Source organism: Lactococcus sp. KTH0-1S, assembly GCF_052544945.1.
The window spans coordinates 1,491,369-1,509,089 of the sequence record NZ_CP195165.1 but is presented as its reverse complement, the minus strand read 5'-3'; the positions used below and the strand labels follow the sequence as shown (position 1 = coordinate 1,509,089).

The 17,721-nt window shown below is 35.8% G+C and carries 11 protein-coding genes; 9 read left to right on the top strand and 2 right to left on the bottom strand.

Annotation, left to right across the window (positions count from 1 at the left end; genetic code table 11):
- Positions 1-15 precede the first annotated feature (15 nt).
- Together araA and ACRYLU_RS07290 are read left to right on the top strand one after the other, a co-directional pair.
- Positions 16-1,440, top strand: coding sequence for an L-arabinose isomerase (gene araA, locus ACRYLU_RS07295; RefSeq protein WP_104142517.1), 1,425 nt, complete (start codon positions 16-18; stop codon positions 1,438-1,440).
- Positions 1,441-1,588: 148 nt separating this feature from the next.
- Positions 1,589-4,057 carry a phosphoketolase family protein gene (locus tag ACRYLU_RS07290; protein WP_260311045.1) on the top strand — a complete coding sequence of 823 codons (2,469 nt, stop codon included), beginning with the start codon at positions 1,589-1,591 and terminating at the stop codon, positions 4,055-4,057.
- Between the two features lie 94 nt (positions 4,058-4,151).
- Here the strand turns inward: ACRYLU_RS07290 and ACRYLU_RS07285 are convergent, their stop codons facing one another.
- On the bottom strand, positions 4,152-6,305 hold the full coding sequence (locus tag ACRYLU_RS07285; RefSeq protein WP_445080818.1) for a GH92 family glycosyl hydrolase: 2,154 nt from the start codon (positions 6,303-6,305) through the stop codon (positions 4,152-4,154).
- Positions 6,302-7,339, bottom strand: a complete 1,038-nt coding sequence (locus ACRYLU_RS07280) for a GntR family transcriptional regulator (protein WP_038600190.1) — start codon at positions 7,337-7,339, stop codon at positions 6,302-6,304. Before ACRYLU_RS07280 ends, ACRYLU_RS07285 begins: the two co-directional genes overlap by 4 nt.
- 274 nt (positions 7,340-7,613) lie before the next feature.
- On the opposite strand from ACRYLU_RS07280, the gene ACRYLU_RS07275 reads away from it, so the two are divergent.
- The 7 genes from ACRYLU_RS07275 (at position 7,614) to ACRYLU_RS07245 (ending at position 17,702) form a co-directional block, all read left to right on the top strand.
- Positions 7,614-8,873 (top strand): glycoside hydrolase family 125 protein, encoded by a 1,260-nt coding sequence (locus tag ACRYLU_RS07275; protein WP_052053872.1) that lies wholly within the window; start codon positions 7,614-7,616, stop codon positions 8,871-8,873.
- 34 nt (positions 8,874-8,907) lie between these two features.
- The gene (locus ACRYLU_RS07270; protein WP_445080817.1) at positions 8,908-11,607 is read left to right on the top strand and encodes an alpha-mannosidase; all 2,700 of its coding nucleotides are present in this window, start codon (positions 8,908-8,910) and stop codon (positions 11,605-11,607) included.
- Positions 11,604-12,536, top strand: coding sequence for an ABC transporter permease (locus ACRYLU_RS07265; protein WP_003130089.1), 933 nt, complete (start codon positions 11,604-11,606; stop codon positions 12,534-12,536). Before ACRYLU_RS07270 ends, ACRYLU_RS07265 begins: the two co-directional genes overlap by 4 nt.
- A gap of 55 nt (positions 12,537-12,591) precedes the next feature.
- Positions 12,592-13,512, top strand: a complete 921-nt coding sequence (locus ACRYLU_RS07260; protein ID WP_003130090.1) for a carbohydrate ABC transporter permease — start codon at positions 12,592-12,594, stop codon at positions 13,510-13,512.
- A 101-nt stretch (positions 13,513-13,613) separates the two neighbouring features.
- Positions 13,614-15,065 carry an ABC transporter substrate-binding protein gene (locus ACRYLU_RS07255; protein ID WP_445080816.1) on the top strand — a complete coding sequence of 484 codons (1,452 nt, stop codon included), beginning with the start codon at positions 13,614-13,616 and terminating at the stop codon, positions 15,063-15,065.
- A 77-nt stretch (positions 15,066-15,142) separates the two neighbouring features.
- Positions 15,143-16,120, top strand: coding sequence for a family 20 glycosylhydrolase (locus tag ACRYLU_RS07250; protein WP_311866474.1), 978 nt, complete (start codon positions 15,143-15,145; stop codon positions 16,118-16,120).
- Positions 16,110-17,702, top strand: coding sequence for a glycoside hydrolase family 13 protein (locus tag ACRYLU_RS07245; RefSeq protein WP_445080815.1), 1,593 nt, complete (start codon positions 16,110-16,112; stop codon positions 17,700-17,702). Before ACRYLU_RS07250 ends, ACRYLU_RS07245 begins: the two co-directional genes overlap by 11 nt.
- Positions 17,703-17,721 lie beyond the last annotated feature (19 nt).

Below are 17,721 nucleotides of genomic sequence, written 5' to 3'. Positions count from 1 at the left end.
AAAGTTGGTAGAAAAATGTTAGAAAATACTCAAAAAGAATTTTGGTTTGTTACAGGGTCTCAATTTTTATATGGTCCAGAAGCTTTGGCGACTGTTGAAAAAAATGCTCGAAAAGTAGTTGACGAAATGAATAATTCTGGTAGCCTCCCTTATCCAATTATTTTTAAAATAGTTGCAACAACTGCTGAAAATATTACTCAAATTATGAAGGAAGCAAATTATCAGGATGAAGTTGCGGGCGTGATTACATGGATGCACACCTTTTCTCCAGCCAAAAACTGGATTCGTGGGTCACAACTTTTAAATAAACCCTTACTACACTTAGCTACTCAATTTTTGAACCATATTCCTTACAAAACGATTGATTTTGATTATATGAATGTAAATCAATCAGCTCATGGTGACCGAGAATATGCTTTTATCAATGCACGTTTGAAAAAAAATAATAAGATTATATTTGGCCATTGGGAAGATGATGAAATTAGACAACAAATCGCTAAATGGATGAATGTTGCGGTGGCTTACAATGAATCCTATAAAATAAAAATCGTTACATTTGCTGATAAAATGCGAGATGTCGCTGTTACGGACGGAGATAAAGTTGAAGCGCAAATTAAATTTGGCTGGACGGTTGATTATTGGGGAGTAGGTGATTTAGTAGAATATGTTAATGCTGTAGCAGAGAGTGATATTAATCAGCTTTATAAAGATTTACAAAGTAAATATGATTATATTGAAGGAAACAATAGTTCGGAAAAATTCGAAAAAAATGTTAAATATCAATTACGTGAATATTTAGGAATTAAGAAATTTATGGACGATAAAGGCTATAGTGCCTTTACTACTAACTTTGAAGACTTGGTAGGCTTAGAACAATTACCTGGACTTGCAGCACAATTACTTTTGGCTGATGGTTATGGATTCGCTGGAGAAGGAGATTGGAAAACAGCAGCACTTGTCCGTCTGTTCAAAATTATGGCACATAATAAAGAAACAGTCTTTATGGAAGATTATACTTTGGATTTGCGTCAAGGACACGAAGCAATTCTTGGGTCACACATGCTTGAAGTTGATCCTTCAATAGCATCAGACAAGCCACGAGTTGAGGTCCATCCGTTAGATATTGGTGGTAAGTCAGATCCAGCACGCTTAGTATTCACAGGTATGATTGGTGAAGCTGTTGATATTACTATGGCAGATTATGGAAATGAATTTAAGTTAATTTCTTATGAGGTTACTGGAAATAAACCAGAAGAAGAAACTCCGTTCTTACCAGTTGCTAAGCAGCTCTGGACGCCTAAACAAGGATTAAAAGTTGGGGCTGAACAATGGTTAAAAGCAGGAGGGGGACATCATACTGTTTTATCTTTTGTGGTTGATTCAGAACAAATTGGTGATTTGTGTGCAATGTTTGGACTAACTTATATTAATCTTGGATGAAAAATTTGAGAGAGAATTCTCTCTCTTTTCGTATTCGCTAATTTCAATAAACAAAAATATATAGCAATGTTTCCTAGTGGATATATGAACAAATTATTAGAATATTAAGCATAATTGACCTATAATGAAGGAAAATCAGGAGGAAAAAATGACAGAATATAATTCAGAAGCTTATTTGAAAAAGCTTGATAAATGGTGGCGAGCAGCAACTTATCTTGGAGCAGGAATGATTTTCTTGAAAGAAAATCCTTTGTTCTCTGTGACAGGAACTCCAATTAAAGCAGAAAACCTTAAAGCCAATCCTATTGGGCACTGGGGGACGGTATCAGGACAAACTTTCCTCTATGCTCATGCCAATCGTTTAATCAATAAATATAATCAAAAGATGTTTTACATGGGGGGGCCCGGACATGGTGGACAAGCCATGGTTGTTCCTTCTTATCTTGATGGCTCATATACAGAAGCTTATCCAGAGATTACCCAAGATTTGGAAGGGATGTCGCGTTTGTTTAAACGTTTCTCATTTCCTGGAGGAATAGGGTCACATATGACGGCGCAAACCCCTGGTTCACTTCATGAAGGAGGTGAGTTAGGTTATGTGCTATCACATGCAACAGGGGCTATTCTTGATCAACCTGAACAAATTGCTTTTGCTGTTGTTGGGGATGGAGAAGCTGAAACTGGACCGTTGATGACAAGTTGGCACTCTATTAAATTCATTAATCCTAAGAATGATGGGGCGATTTTACCAATTCTTGATTTAAATGGTTTTAAAATTTCAAATCCTACTTTGTTCGCTCGAACTTCAGATGTTGATATTCGTAAATTCTTTGAAGGACTAGGTTACTCACCTCGTTATATTGAAAATGATGATATTCATGATTACATGGCTTATCATAAATTAGCAGCTGAAGTTTTTGATAAAGCGATTGAAGACATTCATCAAATTCAGAAAGATGCGCGTGAAGATAATCGTTATCAAAATGGAGAGATTCCAGCTTGGCCAATTGTTATCGCACGTTTACCAAAAGGTTGGGGTGGTCCACGTTATAATGATTGGTCAGGTCCTAAATTTGACGGAAGAGGAATGCCGATTGAACATAGTTTCCGTGCGCACCAAGTTCCACTTCCATTATCTTCTAAAAATATGGGAACTTTACCAGAATTTGTAAAATGGATGACTTCCTATCAACCGGAAACTTTATTTAATGCCGATGGAAGTTTGAAAGAAGAGTTGCGTGATTTTGCACCAAAAGGTGAGATGAGAATGGCTTCAAACCCTGTAACAAATGGGGGAGTTGATTCTTCTAATTTGATCTTACCAGATTGGCAAGAATTTGCAAATCCAATTTCTGAAAATAATCGAGGAAAATTACTCCCTGATACAAATGACAATATGGATATGAATGTTTTGTCAAAATACTTTGCAGAAATAGTCAAACTTAATCCTACGCGTTTCCGTTTGTTTGGTCCTGATGAAACCATGTCTAATCGTTTTTGGGAAATGTTTAAGGTGACGAATCGTCAATGGATGCAAGTCATAAAAAATCCAAATGATGAATTTATCTCACCTGAGGGTCGGATTATTGATTCTCAATTATCAGAACACCAAGCAGAAGGTTGGCTTGAAGGTTATACTTTAACTGGACGTACAGGAGTATTTGCAAGTTATGAATCATTCTTGCGAGTCGTGGATTCAATGTTAACTCAACATTTCAAATGGATTCGTCAAGCAGCAGACCAAAAATGGCGCCATGATTATCCTTCGCTTAATGTGATTTCGACTTCAACTGTTTTCCAACAAGACCATAACGGTTATACTCACCAAGATCCTGGAATGTTGACTCATTTGGCAGAAAAGAAATCTGATTTTATCAGACAATACCTGCCGGCTGATGGGAATACATTGCTTGCCGTATTTGACCGTGCTTTTCAAGATAGAAGTAAAATTAATCATATTGTAGCCTCTAAACAACCTCGCCAACAATGGTTTACTAAAGAAGAAGCTGAAAAATTGGCGACTGACGGAATTGCAACAATTGATTGGGCTTCAACGGCTAAAAATGGAGAAGCAGTAGATTTAGTTTTTGCCTCAGCAGGAGCTGAGCCTACAATTGAAACACTAGCAGCTTTACATCTTGTAAACGAAGTTTTCCCACAGGCGAAATTCCGTTATGTGAATGTGGTTGAATTAGGGCGGTTGCAAAAGAAAAAAGGCGCTCTAAATCAAGAACGTGAACTCTCAGATGAAGAATTTGAAAAATACTTTGGCTCTTCAGGCACTCCAGTAATTTTTGGATTCCATGGATATGAAGATTTAATCGAATCCATCTTCTATCAAAGAGGACATGATGGTTTGATTGTTCATGGTTACCGTGAAGACGGTGACATTACGACGACTTATGATATGCGGGTTTACTCTGAGCTTGACCGTTTCCACCAAGCAATTGATGCCATGCAAGTTCTTTATGTCAACCGAAAAGTTAATCAAGGTCTAGCGAAAGCTTTCATTGACCGAATGGAACGTACGCTAGTTAAACACTTTGAAGTGACAAGAAATGAAGGAGTTGATATTCCTGAGTTTACTGAATGGGTTTGGTCTGATTTAAAGAAATAGGCTTAAATTTATAAAATAAAAAAAACACGCTGATTTTAATCAATCAAGCGTGTTTTTTTTACTGACAGAATGATTAGGTCTGGTCTGTCAGTAATTAATTGTCTGTCAGTGAATAAGGAAGTTGTTCGTTCATATATTTAAGTGGATTTGGTACGATTCCTAAAACAAATTTTAGGGTTCCGCCTTTTATCAATTCTTCGTGCTTGATAAAAGTATCATTGACTTTTTTGTCAGTAAATGTGATTTGGTTGACGAAAACTTGTTGCGGAGCATTTGGTTCTGCAAGAATAGTAAGTTGCTGACCAGAGGAAAGGTTGATTCTAGCTTTGTCCCAGAGTGGAATTCCTAATACATATTGATTAGAAGCAGCCGTGACTGGATAGAATCCTAAACTTGAAAAAATATACCAAGCTGCCATTGTTCCATTATCTTCGTCACCAGGATAGCCCTTTGGACTATCATTAAATGTTTCTGTCAGTAAATTTTTGATTAAAGGCGTAGCCATCCAAGGTTTGCCAATGTAGCTAAAAAGGTATGGGTAATGGAAACTTGGTTGATTTGAGATAGCCACTTGTCCAAATTCGATAGCAGCCATTTCACTCATTTCGTGAATTTCAAAACCATATCCTTCAACATTGAAATTTGGTCGTTGGTTGCAAAGCTCGATGAGTTTGTTTTCAAAATTTTCTCTTGAGCCATGTAGTTTAATCAATCCAGCAAAATCATGAAGAACTGACCAAGAAGTTTGCCAAGCAGAACCTTCTGCATAATCACGACCCCAACGAATATCTAAAAAGTCAGGTCTGAAATTTCCGTCAGCATCTTTTGCTCGCATAAAACCAGTTTCAGAATCAAAAATATTTTGATAGTTTTTTGCTTGATGGGCATAGAAGTCCGAAATTTCTTTATCACCGGTTTGTTTCGCCACTTGAGAAATACAATAATCAGAAAATGCGTAATCTAAAGTGTGATTAACTGATTCATGGTGAGTGAGCGGAACATAACCAAGTTTTAGATAATCTTTTGTGCCACGACGGCCGTAATTAGAGTTTTTAGATTGACTTGTGGCTCCTTTTTTCATTGCTTCCAAAAACTCGGGCATCAAATCAGGACGAATGTTTTTGCTTGCAGCATCAGCAATGACAGCGTCTATCAAGGTTCCGGGCATTAGACCACGTTCATCAGGAGAAAGCCATTTTGGAAGAAAACCAGTCGCACGATAAGAATTTAGGAAACCTTCGAGCATATCACCGTACTCGTCAACGGCTATTAGACTATAAAGCGGATAAACTGTTCGGAAAGTATCCCAGAAGCCATTGTTTGTATAGAGCGGGCCCTTCTTGACAGTTTTAGAGCCTGTATCGTAATGGATTTTTTGATGCTCTTGGTCAAATTCATAAAAAGTTTGTGGAAAGAGAAATGAGCGATAAAGATTGTGATAGAAAGTGGAAACTTCTTGTTGATTATGATGCTCAATTTCGATACGTGAAAAAAGAGTATTCCAAGCAGATTCCGCATTTTCCAAATATGTTTCTGCTGAATTATCTTGTTCACGCTCCAGATTAAGAGCGGCTTGTTCCTTGGAAATAAAAGAAGTAGCAAAATGTATTTGAACCTGCTTGGCTGCTTTGAAATCTAAGCGAACAGAAGAATCTTCATCAGATAAATTTCCACTTAAAACAAAAGGTTGGTCAGCAGTAAATTTGAGATAGAAAGTAAAATTTTCATCTTCACAACCAGCAAAATTAATAATTGAAAGCTCTAAGCTGTAATCGTCAAGTTGTTGAAGTTCATAAGAACCGGGGAGATGAAGCATCAAGCCATTATCTTTGAGGCCTAAATTTTGATAATTCATTGATAGAATTCCACCATACATTGATGGAATTAATTGAGATGTAATCTGATAACGTAATTGAGTAATTTTGAGTTGGGTTGGATTAAAAGTTGATTCTTCTGGACGGTATGAACTCACTGTGTGCCACAAGGAAGTTTCAGGCAAAGGGCCCGCAACAGGCGTCATTGTCAAATGTGAGAAATCTCCCATCCAAGGACTGGGTTGGTGAGTGATTCGGTAGCCTTCAAAGGTGCGGTCTTCTGGATGAAACCACCAAGCCCCACGAGCAGCACCGGTTGAAGGGGCAAAATAATTCATTCCCCAAGGAAAACCAGTGTAAGGAAGGCAATTTCCATGTGAAAAATTGGATTGATTAGCAGTACCATGACGGGTATCAATTTTGTTTATCTTCATTTCAACTCCTCAGTTGTTTTTCTTTTAATTAAATTGATTGGAACTTTGACATCTTTGGGGGTTTGCCCGCTTTTAATCCAGTCTAAAAGCAGTTCGCCAGCAATTCTTCCCATGCCAATGAAATCTTGAGCAATGGTTGTTAATGGCGGATTTGATAAGCTTGCTGCTTGAATATCATCAAAACCAATAATTGATATATCATTTGGAACAGAAAAATGGTTATCTTGCAAAGTCTTCATAGTTTGAAGAGCGACTAAGTCATTTTCACAGATAAGTCCTGTGACTTTTTCATTATGAATAAGTTCCAAAACAGAACTTTCGGTATAAAGTGAGTCATCAAGAGTAGTGTGAAACTTGATTCCTTGTTCTTTTAGAACTTTGACATATCCTAAGTATCGATTTCTTGTTGTTTGGGGATGGTGGGTATCATTACTAGCCACAAAAGCAATTCGTTTATGCCCTAAATTTAAGAGCGCTTGAGCAGCTTGCTCACCACCATTAAAGTTATCTGAGGAAACACAAGGAAATCCGAGGTCGTAAATTTGTTTATCTAAAAGAACGACAGGGAAGTTTTGTAGTGAAAGTTCTAATAAGATATCTAGATAATCTTCAGTATACATTGGATAGTAAATTAATCCATCAAAATTTTCTTTAATATCATCTGCTGTATTTTCTTTAAGGTAACTTGCATAAGTGATAAATACGGTTGTGTTTTCAACTTTTAAAGCAGGAACTAAACCTTGTGTGAAATCTCCAAATGACATTCCTTCAAAAGGAATAATAAAGAGCACTCTTTTTAATAGTTTGGTATGGTTTTTATTTAATTCTTGAACAAAAGTTCCTTTTCCTCGTGTTCTACTGACAAGACCAAGCTGTTCTAATTCAGTAAGAGCTCTTTTTGCGGTAATGCGGCTAACTGAATAAGTCTCTGAGAGTTCTTTTTCAGTGGGAAGCTGGTCTCCTGATTTAAATGTTTTAGTGATAATTTTTTGCTTTAAATCATCGGAAATCTGCTGGTAGAGTGGTAAGCTCATAGAAGTATCCCTTTGTATTTTATTTGATATATCATATTTTACTCTTTTTTTATAAAAAAACAAGTCTTTTACAAGTGAAAATGATAAAAATAAGCTTTTCATCTCTGTAATATTCAGAAAAAATAAAAAAAGATAACATAATTAATCTTATTTTAATAAAAAAGCGCTTGCAAAATATAAAAATTTATATTAAAATAACCTTAAATGATATATCAAATTAATTTTAAAAGGAGATGCAGTGAAAGCAAATATTCCAAAATCTGTTAAAAAGTTTATGAATGACATAACAATTCTTTGTGGAGAAGAACATAAAGAGTGGGCTGTAAATTTTAATCATTCTTTCTCAAACACACTTGAAACTACTTTAAGAGTGCATGATGACAGGACTACCTTTCTTTTAACAGGTGATATTCCAGCAATGTGGTTACGTGATTCGACAGCTCAAATGAGACCTTATTTGGTACTCGCACGTGAAGATGAAGAAATTCGTGATTTGATTGTTGGTTTAGTAAAAAAACAAATGATATATATTAATCTGGATCCTTATGCTAATGCTTTCAACGAAAGTGAAAACTTTGCTGGGCATCAGACAGACCATACCAACTTTAATGAACACAAAGGCTGGATTTGGGAAAGAAAGTATGAGATTGACTCCCTTTGTTATCCTATTCAACTCGCTTACTTAGTCTATAAAAACACAGGTTATACCAAACATTTTGATGAAGAATTTATCAAAGCAGTCAAAAACACTTTGAATGTCTTTAAAACAGAACAAAATCATGAGGATTCTCCCTACCATTTTGTTCGAGATACTGAGCGACATGAAGATACTTTAATAAGAGATGGAAAAGGAGCCAAGACAGCCTACACTGGAATGACTTGGTCAGGATTTAGACCAAGTGATGATGCTTGTGAGTATGGTTATTTGGTTCCGTCAAATATGTTTGCTGTTGTTATTTTGGATTATATCAAGGAAATTTTTACTGAGCTTCTATCTAATGAAGAAATTGCAAATGAAGCAAAGATTCTTAGAGATGAAATTCAAGAGGGACTTGAGAAATTTGCCAAAACTAAAAATCAACAAGGCGAAGAAGTTTGGGCTTATGATGTTGATGGACTTGGGAACAAAACTTTAATGGATGATAGCAATGTTCCCAATCTGATTGCAGCTCCATATTTGGGATTTTGTCAGGCTGAAGATGAAGTTTATTTGAAAACACGACAAACTTTATTGAGTAAAGAAAATCCTTATTACTATGAAGGAAAATATGCACGAGGAATTGGTTCTAGTCATACACCAGAAAATTATGTCTGGCCAATTGCTTTAGCAATGGAAGGAATGACTACAAATGATAAGAGCGAAAAAGAACGAATCTTAAATCATTTGGTCGAAACAGACGCTGGAACGCATTTGATGCATGAAGGATTTGATGTGAATAATCCACAAAATTACACTAGAGAATGGTTTAGCTGGGCTAATATGATGTTTTGTGAGTTAGTCATGGATTATTTTGATATCCAAATTGAAAAATAAGTTAATGAGATTAGTTTTAGAAAGATAGAGCTTTATGAAAAAGAAAACGGTACATATCATCTCTCACAGTCATTGGGATCGAGAATGGTATATGGCTTATGAAGAACATCATATGCGTTTAGTCAATTTAGTGGATGATTTACTTGATTTATTCAAGAAAGATCCTGAGTTTGATAGCTTTCATTTGGATGGACAAACGATTATTTTAGATGACTATTTGCAAGTACGTCCTGAGCGTCGTGAGGAAGTACAAGCAGCGGTTTCAGCTGGAAAATTGAAAATTGGTCCATTTTATATCTTACAAGATGATTTCCTCATTAGTTCTGAATCAAACGTTCGTAATATGCTTGTTGGGCGTAAAGAATCGGAGCGTTGGGGGGCTCCAGTTGAGTTGGGGTATTTCCCTGATACTTTTGGGAATATGGGCCAAACGCCACAAATGATGAAAGCGGCAGGACTTAGCGCTGCAGCTTTTGGTCGAGGAGTGAAGCCAATCGGGTTTGATAATCAAGTTTTGGAACAATCAGAGGAAGCCTACAGTTCACAATTTTCAGAAATGTGGTGGGAAGGTCCTGATGGGACAAAAATTCTTGGAATTCTATTTGCCAATTGGTATTCAAATGGAAATGAAATTCCTGCTGAAAAAGCAGCAGCACTTGAATTTTGGAATCAAAAATTAGCAGATGTTGAAAAATTTGCTTCGACATCACATCTCTTAATGATGAATGGCGTGGATCATCAACCAGTTCAGAAAGATTTGAGCAAAGCGATTCGCTTGGCAAATGAACTTTTCCCAGATTATGAGTTTGTTCATTCTAATTGGCCAACTTATTTAGAAGCTGTAAGGTCAGATTTGCCTGAAAACTTATCTACGGTAACAGGGGAACTAACCTCACAGGAAACTGATGGCTGGTACACTTTAGCAAATACGGCTTCGAGTCGAGTTTATCTCAAACAATGGAATACAAAAGTTGAGCGTCAGTTAGAAAATGTTACAGAACCTCTCGCCAGTTTAGCTTATCGGGTGACAGGAGAGTATCCGCACGACAAATTGACTTATGCTTGGAAAACTTTGATGCAAAATCATCCACATGATAGTATCTGTGGTTGCTCTGTTGACGAAGTTCATCGTGAAATGATGACACGTTTTGAAAAAGCGAATGAAGTAGGGAAATATCTTGCTGATGATGCATTATTTGAACTCGCTAAAGTCATTGACTTTGAAGGCCAACATCCTTTTGTCGTTTTTAATACAGCTGGACATTCTAAAACAGGTGAGGCTGAAGTTGAAGTAGTTCTTGAGCGCAAATTATTTAAAGAAGGAATTCCTGAAAAACTTTATGATGAACTAAAGGCACAGCCCAAGGCAACTTATAAAGTAATCAATCGTGAAGGTCAAGAAGTGCCAGCTGAAATCAGTGAAGAAGAAGTTTTATTTGATTATGATTTACCGAAAGATCGTTTCCGAGTTCCTTACATGAAACGATTTGTGAAAGTGAAATTATTTTTAAATGAAATGAGTGCTTTTTCTTGGGAAAGTTTTGATTTGGTACTTACTGACGATGCTGACAGCTTTGATAATAGTTCTGTCAGTAATAATGAAAGTATGATTTCTGGTCAAACAATTGAAAATGAAAGTTTGAAACTGACAGTTAATCATAATGGAACATTGAGTATTTTTGATAAGTCGCTCAATAAAGTTTTTAAAGATTTGCTTGTCTTTGAAGACACTGGTGATATTGGAAATGAATATATCTATTTCCAACCTAAAAATACCAAAGCAATTTTTTCTACTGACAGTCCTGTTGAATTTTCAATTATTACTGACAGAGCAGAAATTGCGGAAGTTCAGCTTAAACAAGTGCTGATGATTCCTGAATCTGCTGACGAATTATTGGATGAGGAACAAAAAAAGGTTTTGGAATTCCGTTATCGTAATGCTGGTCGTTCTGATAAACTTTTGCCTTTAGAGGTAACAAGCAAAATCACTGTACGTAAAAATTCAAAAAAAGTTGATTTTGAAACAAGCATTGATAATCAAATGAAAGATCACAGACTTCGTGTACTATTCCCAGCGGGATTAACAAGCGAAAATCACGAAGCTGACAGTATTTATGAAGTAGTGACAAGACCTAATGTTATGCCTGAAACTTGGGAAAATCCAACAAATCCACAGCATCAGCAAGCTTTCGTTAATCTTCACAATGAAGAATATGGTTTAACTGTTGGTAATTTTGGTTTAAATGAATATGAAATTACTGACAGCGCAAATATTGCCCTAACTTTACTTAGAGGAGTTGGAGAACTTGGTGATTGGGGTTACTTCCCAACACCAGAGGCTCAAACTTTAGGACGTCATACTTTTAACTATAGTTTAGAATTTCATGGACCGGCTTACGAACGTTATGAAACTTATCAACATGCTTATGTTGCACAAGTTCCATTTTCAACGGTAGAACTGACAAATCCGTCAGCAGAAAAAACTTTACCGTCAGCTGGGAGAATATTAGAAATTGATACTGATAAATTTGCTATCACGGCATTGAAACGTCGCGAATCAGATAATGGTCTAGTTTTACGAGGCTACAATATGTCTGGTCAGTCATTAAGTTTAGCGCTTGAAGAAGAAGCGAAATTACTTAATTTACTCGAAGATGAAATTGAAGCAGACTCACAAACACAAATTGCAGCTCACGAAATCCGGACTTTGTTGATTAAGGAGAAAAATCAATGAAAAAATTTTTTCGGAATATTTGGCGCTATAAAGCACTGATAATTATGGCTCTACCGGGTGCAATTTGGATGATATTCTTCTTTTATATTCCAGTATTTGCAAATGTGGTGGCTTTTAAAGATTTTCATATTGACCCAGATGGATTTTTGGCCAGTTTGACCAATAGTCCTTGGGTAGGATTTAAAAACTTTGAATTCCTCTTTTCTTCCGGTGCTGCTTTTGATATTACAAGAAATACGGTTCTTTATAATGTTGGGTTTATTACACTGAACTTGATTATTTCTATTGCGTTTGCAATTATCATGAGTGAATTACGGAATAAAAAGTTGGTAAAAGTGTATCAAACAATGTCACTTCTTCCTTATTTCCTTTCATGGGTCGTTATTTCTTACTTTGTTTATGCCTTCTTGGCACCAGGAAACAAAGGGATTTTTAACCAAATGATTATGCATAATGGTGGAATGCCAGTCAATTGGTATCAAGAACCAAAATATTGGGTCTTCATCATCCTCTTCATTGGTGTTTGGAAGGGAATTGGTTATAATTCGATTATCTACTTTGCAACAGTAATGGGAATTAACCCAACTTACTATGAAGCAGCAATGGTCGATGGAGCAACAAAATGGCAACAGATTAAAAATATTACCATTCCTCAAGTTGTTCCACTGATGACGATTTTGACAATCTTAGCCGTTGGAAATATTTTCCGTGCTGACTTTGGTCTTTTCTATAATGTTCCACGACAATCAGGTGCTTTGACACCAGTAACGCAAGTCCTTGATACCTATATCTATAATGGATTGGCTAACACTGGTGACTTAGGAATGGCAACGGCAGCAGCGCTTTATCAATCGGTAGTAGGATTTATTCTTCTAATGATTACAAACTTCTTTGCCCGTAGACTTGATAGTGATTCAGCATTATTCTAAGAAAGGAGGAAGCTAGTAGGTCAAGCCTTTTATCAAACTTGAAAGCTAATAATATATGAAAAAGAAAAAAATAGCCTCATTATCTGTTCGAGGATTTAATCGTCCAGTTAACTTTGTTTTTAATATCGTCATTGCACTTTTTGCAATCTCTTGTGTCTTACCTTTCCTCTTTGTCTTAGCTATTTCGCTGACAAAAGAATCGGCTTTGCAACAATTCGGTTATAGCTTTTGGCCACGAGAATGGAGCTTTTATGCTTATACATTCTTATTTGACCAAATGAAAGATAAAATGTTGCAATCATTGTTTGTCACAGTACTTGTTACGGTTCTAGGGACTGCAATTAATTCTACAGCAACTTCACTTTATGCTTATGCGATTTCTAGAAATAACTTTCCTTTCCGTCGCTTCTTCACAATCTTTTGTTTAATCACAATGTTATTCTCACCTGGGATGATTGCGAATTACTTGGTAATGACTAATCTTTTGCAATTGAAAGACACAATTTGGGCTTTGATTTTGCCAATGGCTGTCTCGCCATTTAACATCATTGTTATGAGAACTTTCTTTAAACGTTCAGTTCCAGATTCAATTATTGAATCTGCCCGAATTGACGGAGCAAGTGAACTTAGAATTTTCACTCAAATTGTTCTTCCTTTAGCAGTACCTGGGATTGCAACCATTTCCCTCTTTGCAGCCTTAGGATATTGGAATGACTGGTTTAATGCTCTTCTTTATATCTCAAATGATAAATTGATTCCATTGCAATATTTGCTGATGAAAGTTCAAAACAACTTACAATTCTTAACACAAAATGCAGGAGCAGGCTCACAAATTGCCGGAGGTTTAGCGGCTCTCCCTGGTGAATCAGCACGTATGGCAATTGTTATCATTTCAACTTTACCAATTGCAATTAGTTATCCATTCTTCCAACGTTATTTTGTCAAAGGTTTAACCATTGGTGGCGTTAAAGAATAAGAGTCTCTGCTTATTTAGCAGAGTAAATTTAGACGCTTAAAGAAAGCGCAAACATTAATAAAGTTAAAAAAATTGGGGAAACCCTAAAGGAGCATACTCTAATGAAAAATTATCAAAAAGTTGCACTCGGTACCGTATCAGTGCTTGCAGCCTTTACACTTGTTGCTTGTGGTTCATCTGCGAAGTCAAAAAGTAGTTCTGGTAAAACAACTTTACACATGTACCAGATTGGTGATAAGCCAGACAATTACAAAGAATTGATGGCTAACGCTAATAAAATTCTTGAGAAAAAAGCTGGTGTGAAATTGGACATTAGCTATATTGGTTGGGGGGATTACGCTCAAAAAATGAATGTCATCGTTTCATCTGGTGAAGCTTATGACATTGCTTTTGCCCAAGATTATGCAACAAATGCCGCTAAAGGTGCCTTTGCTGATTTAACTGATTTAGCCCCTAAATATGCCAAGACAGCTTATAATGAACTTAATCCTGCTTACATTGAGGGAAATAAAATCAATGGAAAACTTTATGGATATCCTGTAAATGGTAATATTTATGCTCAACAAGTGATTACTTTTAACAAACAATATTTGGATAAATATAATTTATCAATTGACGGCGTTGATTCATTTGCCTCTGCTGAAAAAGTGATTGAAGAATTCCATAAAAAAGATCCTAATGTTGCAGCTTTTGCCATTGGTCAAGGTTTCAAAACACCAGGTAATGTTGACTATGTCCTTGGAAATGGTTTGCCATTTGCTGTAGATACAACAGGGGATGGTAAAAAAATCCAAAATGTTTATGACATTCCTGCCTATATTGATAATTTGAAGAAAATGCATGATTACTATACTAAAGGTTTAATTCCGGCCGATGCAGCTACTTCAAATACTGCATTTGACTTGAATTCAAATAACTGGTTCGCTCGTGTCGAAACACAAGGTCCTTACGATTACGGCGATACTATTTTGACTCAAGCAGCAGGACAAACACTTGTCTCTAAAGCAGTAACTAATCCATTGATTACAACTGACCAAGCTCGTATGGCTAACTTCGTTGTTTCAAATACCTCTAAACATAAAGAAGAAGCGGTTAGAGCACTTGGAATCATCAATAGTGACGCTGAACTTTTAAATGGTTTAGTTTATGGTGTTGAAGGACAACAATGGGAAAAAACTGGTGATAAGAAAATTAAATTACTTCCTTCATACAGTGAAGGGGTAAAACATATGGCTGCTTGGAATACAGGAAATAATGCCATTCTTTATACAACTGATGCGGTTACCAATGAAATGATTACTAAACGTGACCAATCAATTAAAGACGCAAAAGTTTCACCATTGCTTGGCTTTACTTTTGACCAATCAAAAGTGAAATCTGAAATTTCAAACTTATCAAATGTCATGAGTCAATATTTGGATCAATTGAACACAGGATCTGTTGACCCAGTTCAAACTTTACCAAAACTCAAAACTGAATTGAAAAAAGCAGGTTATGATAAAGTTCAAAAAGAAATGCAAAGTCAATATGATACTTATCTAAAAAATAAATAAGAGGTAAACAAATCCAAGATCTCCTTTCTAAATTCATTTTGAAACTAGTTTGGAGGTCTTATTTTATTGGAATTATTATGGAAAAAGGATTATTAGTTGATATTGGACGAAAATATTGGTCAATAGCAGAGTTAAAAAGATTAGTTCTTTTACTTCAAGAGCATAAGCTGACTCATTTACAACTTCATCTCAATGAAAATGAAGGATTTGCGCTAAATTTTACTGACAGCCCTGTCAGTAAAAAATATTCAGAAAATATGCTCAAAGAATTGAAAGAATTTGCAAAAACACACGAAATCACTTTGATTCCTGATTTTGATAGTCCAGGTCACATGGGCTCCTTGTTAGAGCAAAATCCTGAATTTGCACTACCTGACAGCAATCAACAAGCGGTAGATGTTACTAATCCAGCAGTCATTGATTGGATTATCGGAATAATTGATAAGATAGTCGATATTTTCCCAGATTCAGATACTTTTCATATCGGGGCTGATGAATTTATTGATTTTCGGCAAATTGAAAAATATCCTTATTTAGTGGAGAAAACTCGGGAAAAATATGGAAATAAGGCAAGTGGTTTAGAGTTTTATTATGACTATGTTAATCAATTGACCGAGCATTTGCAGAAAAAAGGAAAACAAGTTCGTATTTGGAATGATGGATTTTTACGAAAAGACCTTCAGTCATTGGTTCCTTTGAATAAAAATGTGGAGGTTTGTTATTGGACAAACTGGGACAAAGGGATGGCAGAAGTCAAAGAATGGTTAACTAAGGGTTATACCTTAATAAATTTTTGTGATAATGACCTTTATTATGTTTTAGGTGAAGAAGCAGGCTATTCTTATCCAACGGCTGAAAAACTGGAAAGGGAAGGAAAAATTCAAAAATTTTCTGGTCAGCAATATTTAAATCAAGAAGAGATGAAAGCTGTCAGAGGAACTTACTTTTCGGTTTGGGCTGACAATGCTGCAGCTAAGTCTGTCAGTGAAATTTTAGACGATCTTAGCAAGATACTTCCGGTATTTATGAAAATTTATGGAGGAAATGATGAATAATTGGTGGAAAAAAGCAGTCATTTATCAAATTTATCCCCGGTCATTTAAGGATTCAAATGATGACGGAATTGGTGACATCAATGGAATAATAGAGAAATTAACTTATCTTGAAAAACTAGGAGTGGATGCCATTTGGCTATCTCCGATTTATCAATCCCCGATGGTTGATAATGGTTATGACATTAGTGATTACTATAAAATTGACCCACTTTTTTGCACAATGGCTGATTTTGAAGCGCTCATAGAAAAAGCAAAGCAACTTAATATTCGTGTCATTATGGACTTGGTTGTCAATCATACATCTGACCAACATTTGTGGTTTAAAGAATCCAAAAAATCTAAAAATAATCCGAGAAGAGATTTTTATATTTGGCGGGATCAACCGATTGGAGAATTTAAAAATTGGACTTATGACTCAAGCACTCAACAATATTATTTTCATCTTTTTAGTCCACAGCAGCCTGACTTAAATTGGGAAAATGAAGAAGTGCGTAAGGAAATTCATAAGATGATGAATTTTTGGTTGGCTAAGGGAATTTCTGGTTTTAGATTAGATGTCATTGATTTGATTGGAAAAAAACCAGATCAAGAAATCACGGTTAATGGTCCAAAACTGCATGATTATCTAAAAGAGATGAATTTAGCAACTTTTGGTAAAAAGGATTATCTCACTGTTGGTGAAGCTTGGTCAAGTTCACCAGAATTAGCAAAGTTATATAGTGGCCCCAATCGTCATGAACTTTCAATGGTTTTTGGCTTCTGGCATCTATTGACATCAGCAGGAAACGGGGACAAATGGAAAAAACTCCCCTTAAATGTTCCAAAGCTAAAAGAAGCAATGACCGCTTGGCAGAAATTGACGCCAAATGAAGCATGGAATTCTCTTTTTCTAGGCAATCATGATTTGCCACGCATTGTCTCTTTTTGGGGAGATGAGGGAACATATAGAGAAAAATCAGCCAAAGCTTTTGCAATTCTCTTTCATTTGATGCGTGGCACTCCTTTTATTTATCAAGGCGAAGAATTAGGAATGACCAATTTTCCTTTTGAAAATCTGTCAGCAATAAATGACGTAGAATCACATGAATATTTTACTGACAGAAAAAAAGAAGGACAGTCAGAAGAAGAAATTATCAAAGTTTTGCGAGAAATGAGTCGTGATAATGCTAGGACGCCAATGCAATGGACCAGTGATGAGAAAGCTGGTTTTACAAAAGGGAAACCTTGGCTTTCTATCAATCCTAATACTAAGATAATAAATGCTGACCAAGCTGTCAGTGATTCTAACTCTGTATTTTATACTTATCAAAAGTTAATCAAACTTCGTCACCAAGAAAATTGGCTGATAGAAGCAGATTTTGAATTACTTGAAAGTGCTGACGCAATCTTCGCATACTTGAGAAAAACGACAACAAGAACTTTTCTGGTGGTCGCCAATTTATCAAATTCAAGCCAACGTTTTGAAAGTTCTTTTGTCAAAAAAAATGAAATCATCAGTAATGACCGCTTTCCAAATTTACTGACAGACATAGAAATTCAACCTTGGCAAGCTTTTGCTTTAGAAATAAAAAATCTTGATTAATAAATTTTATTGGAGGATT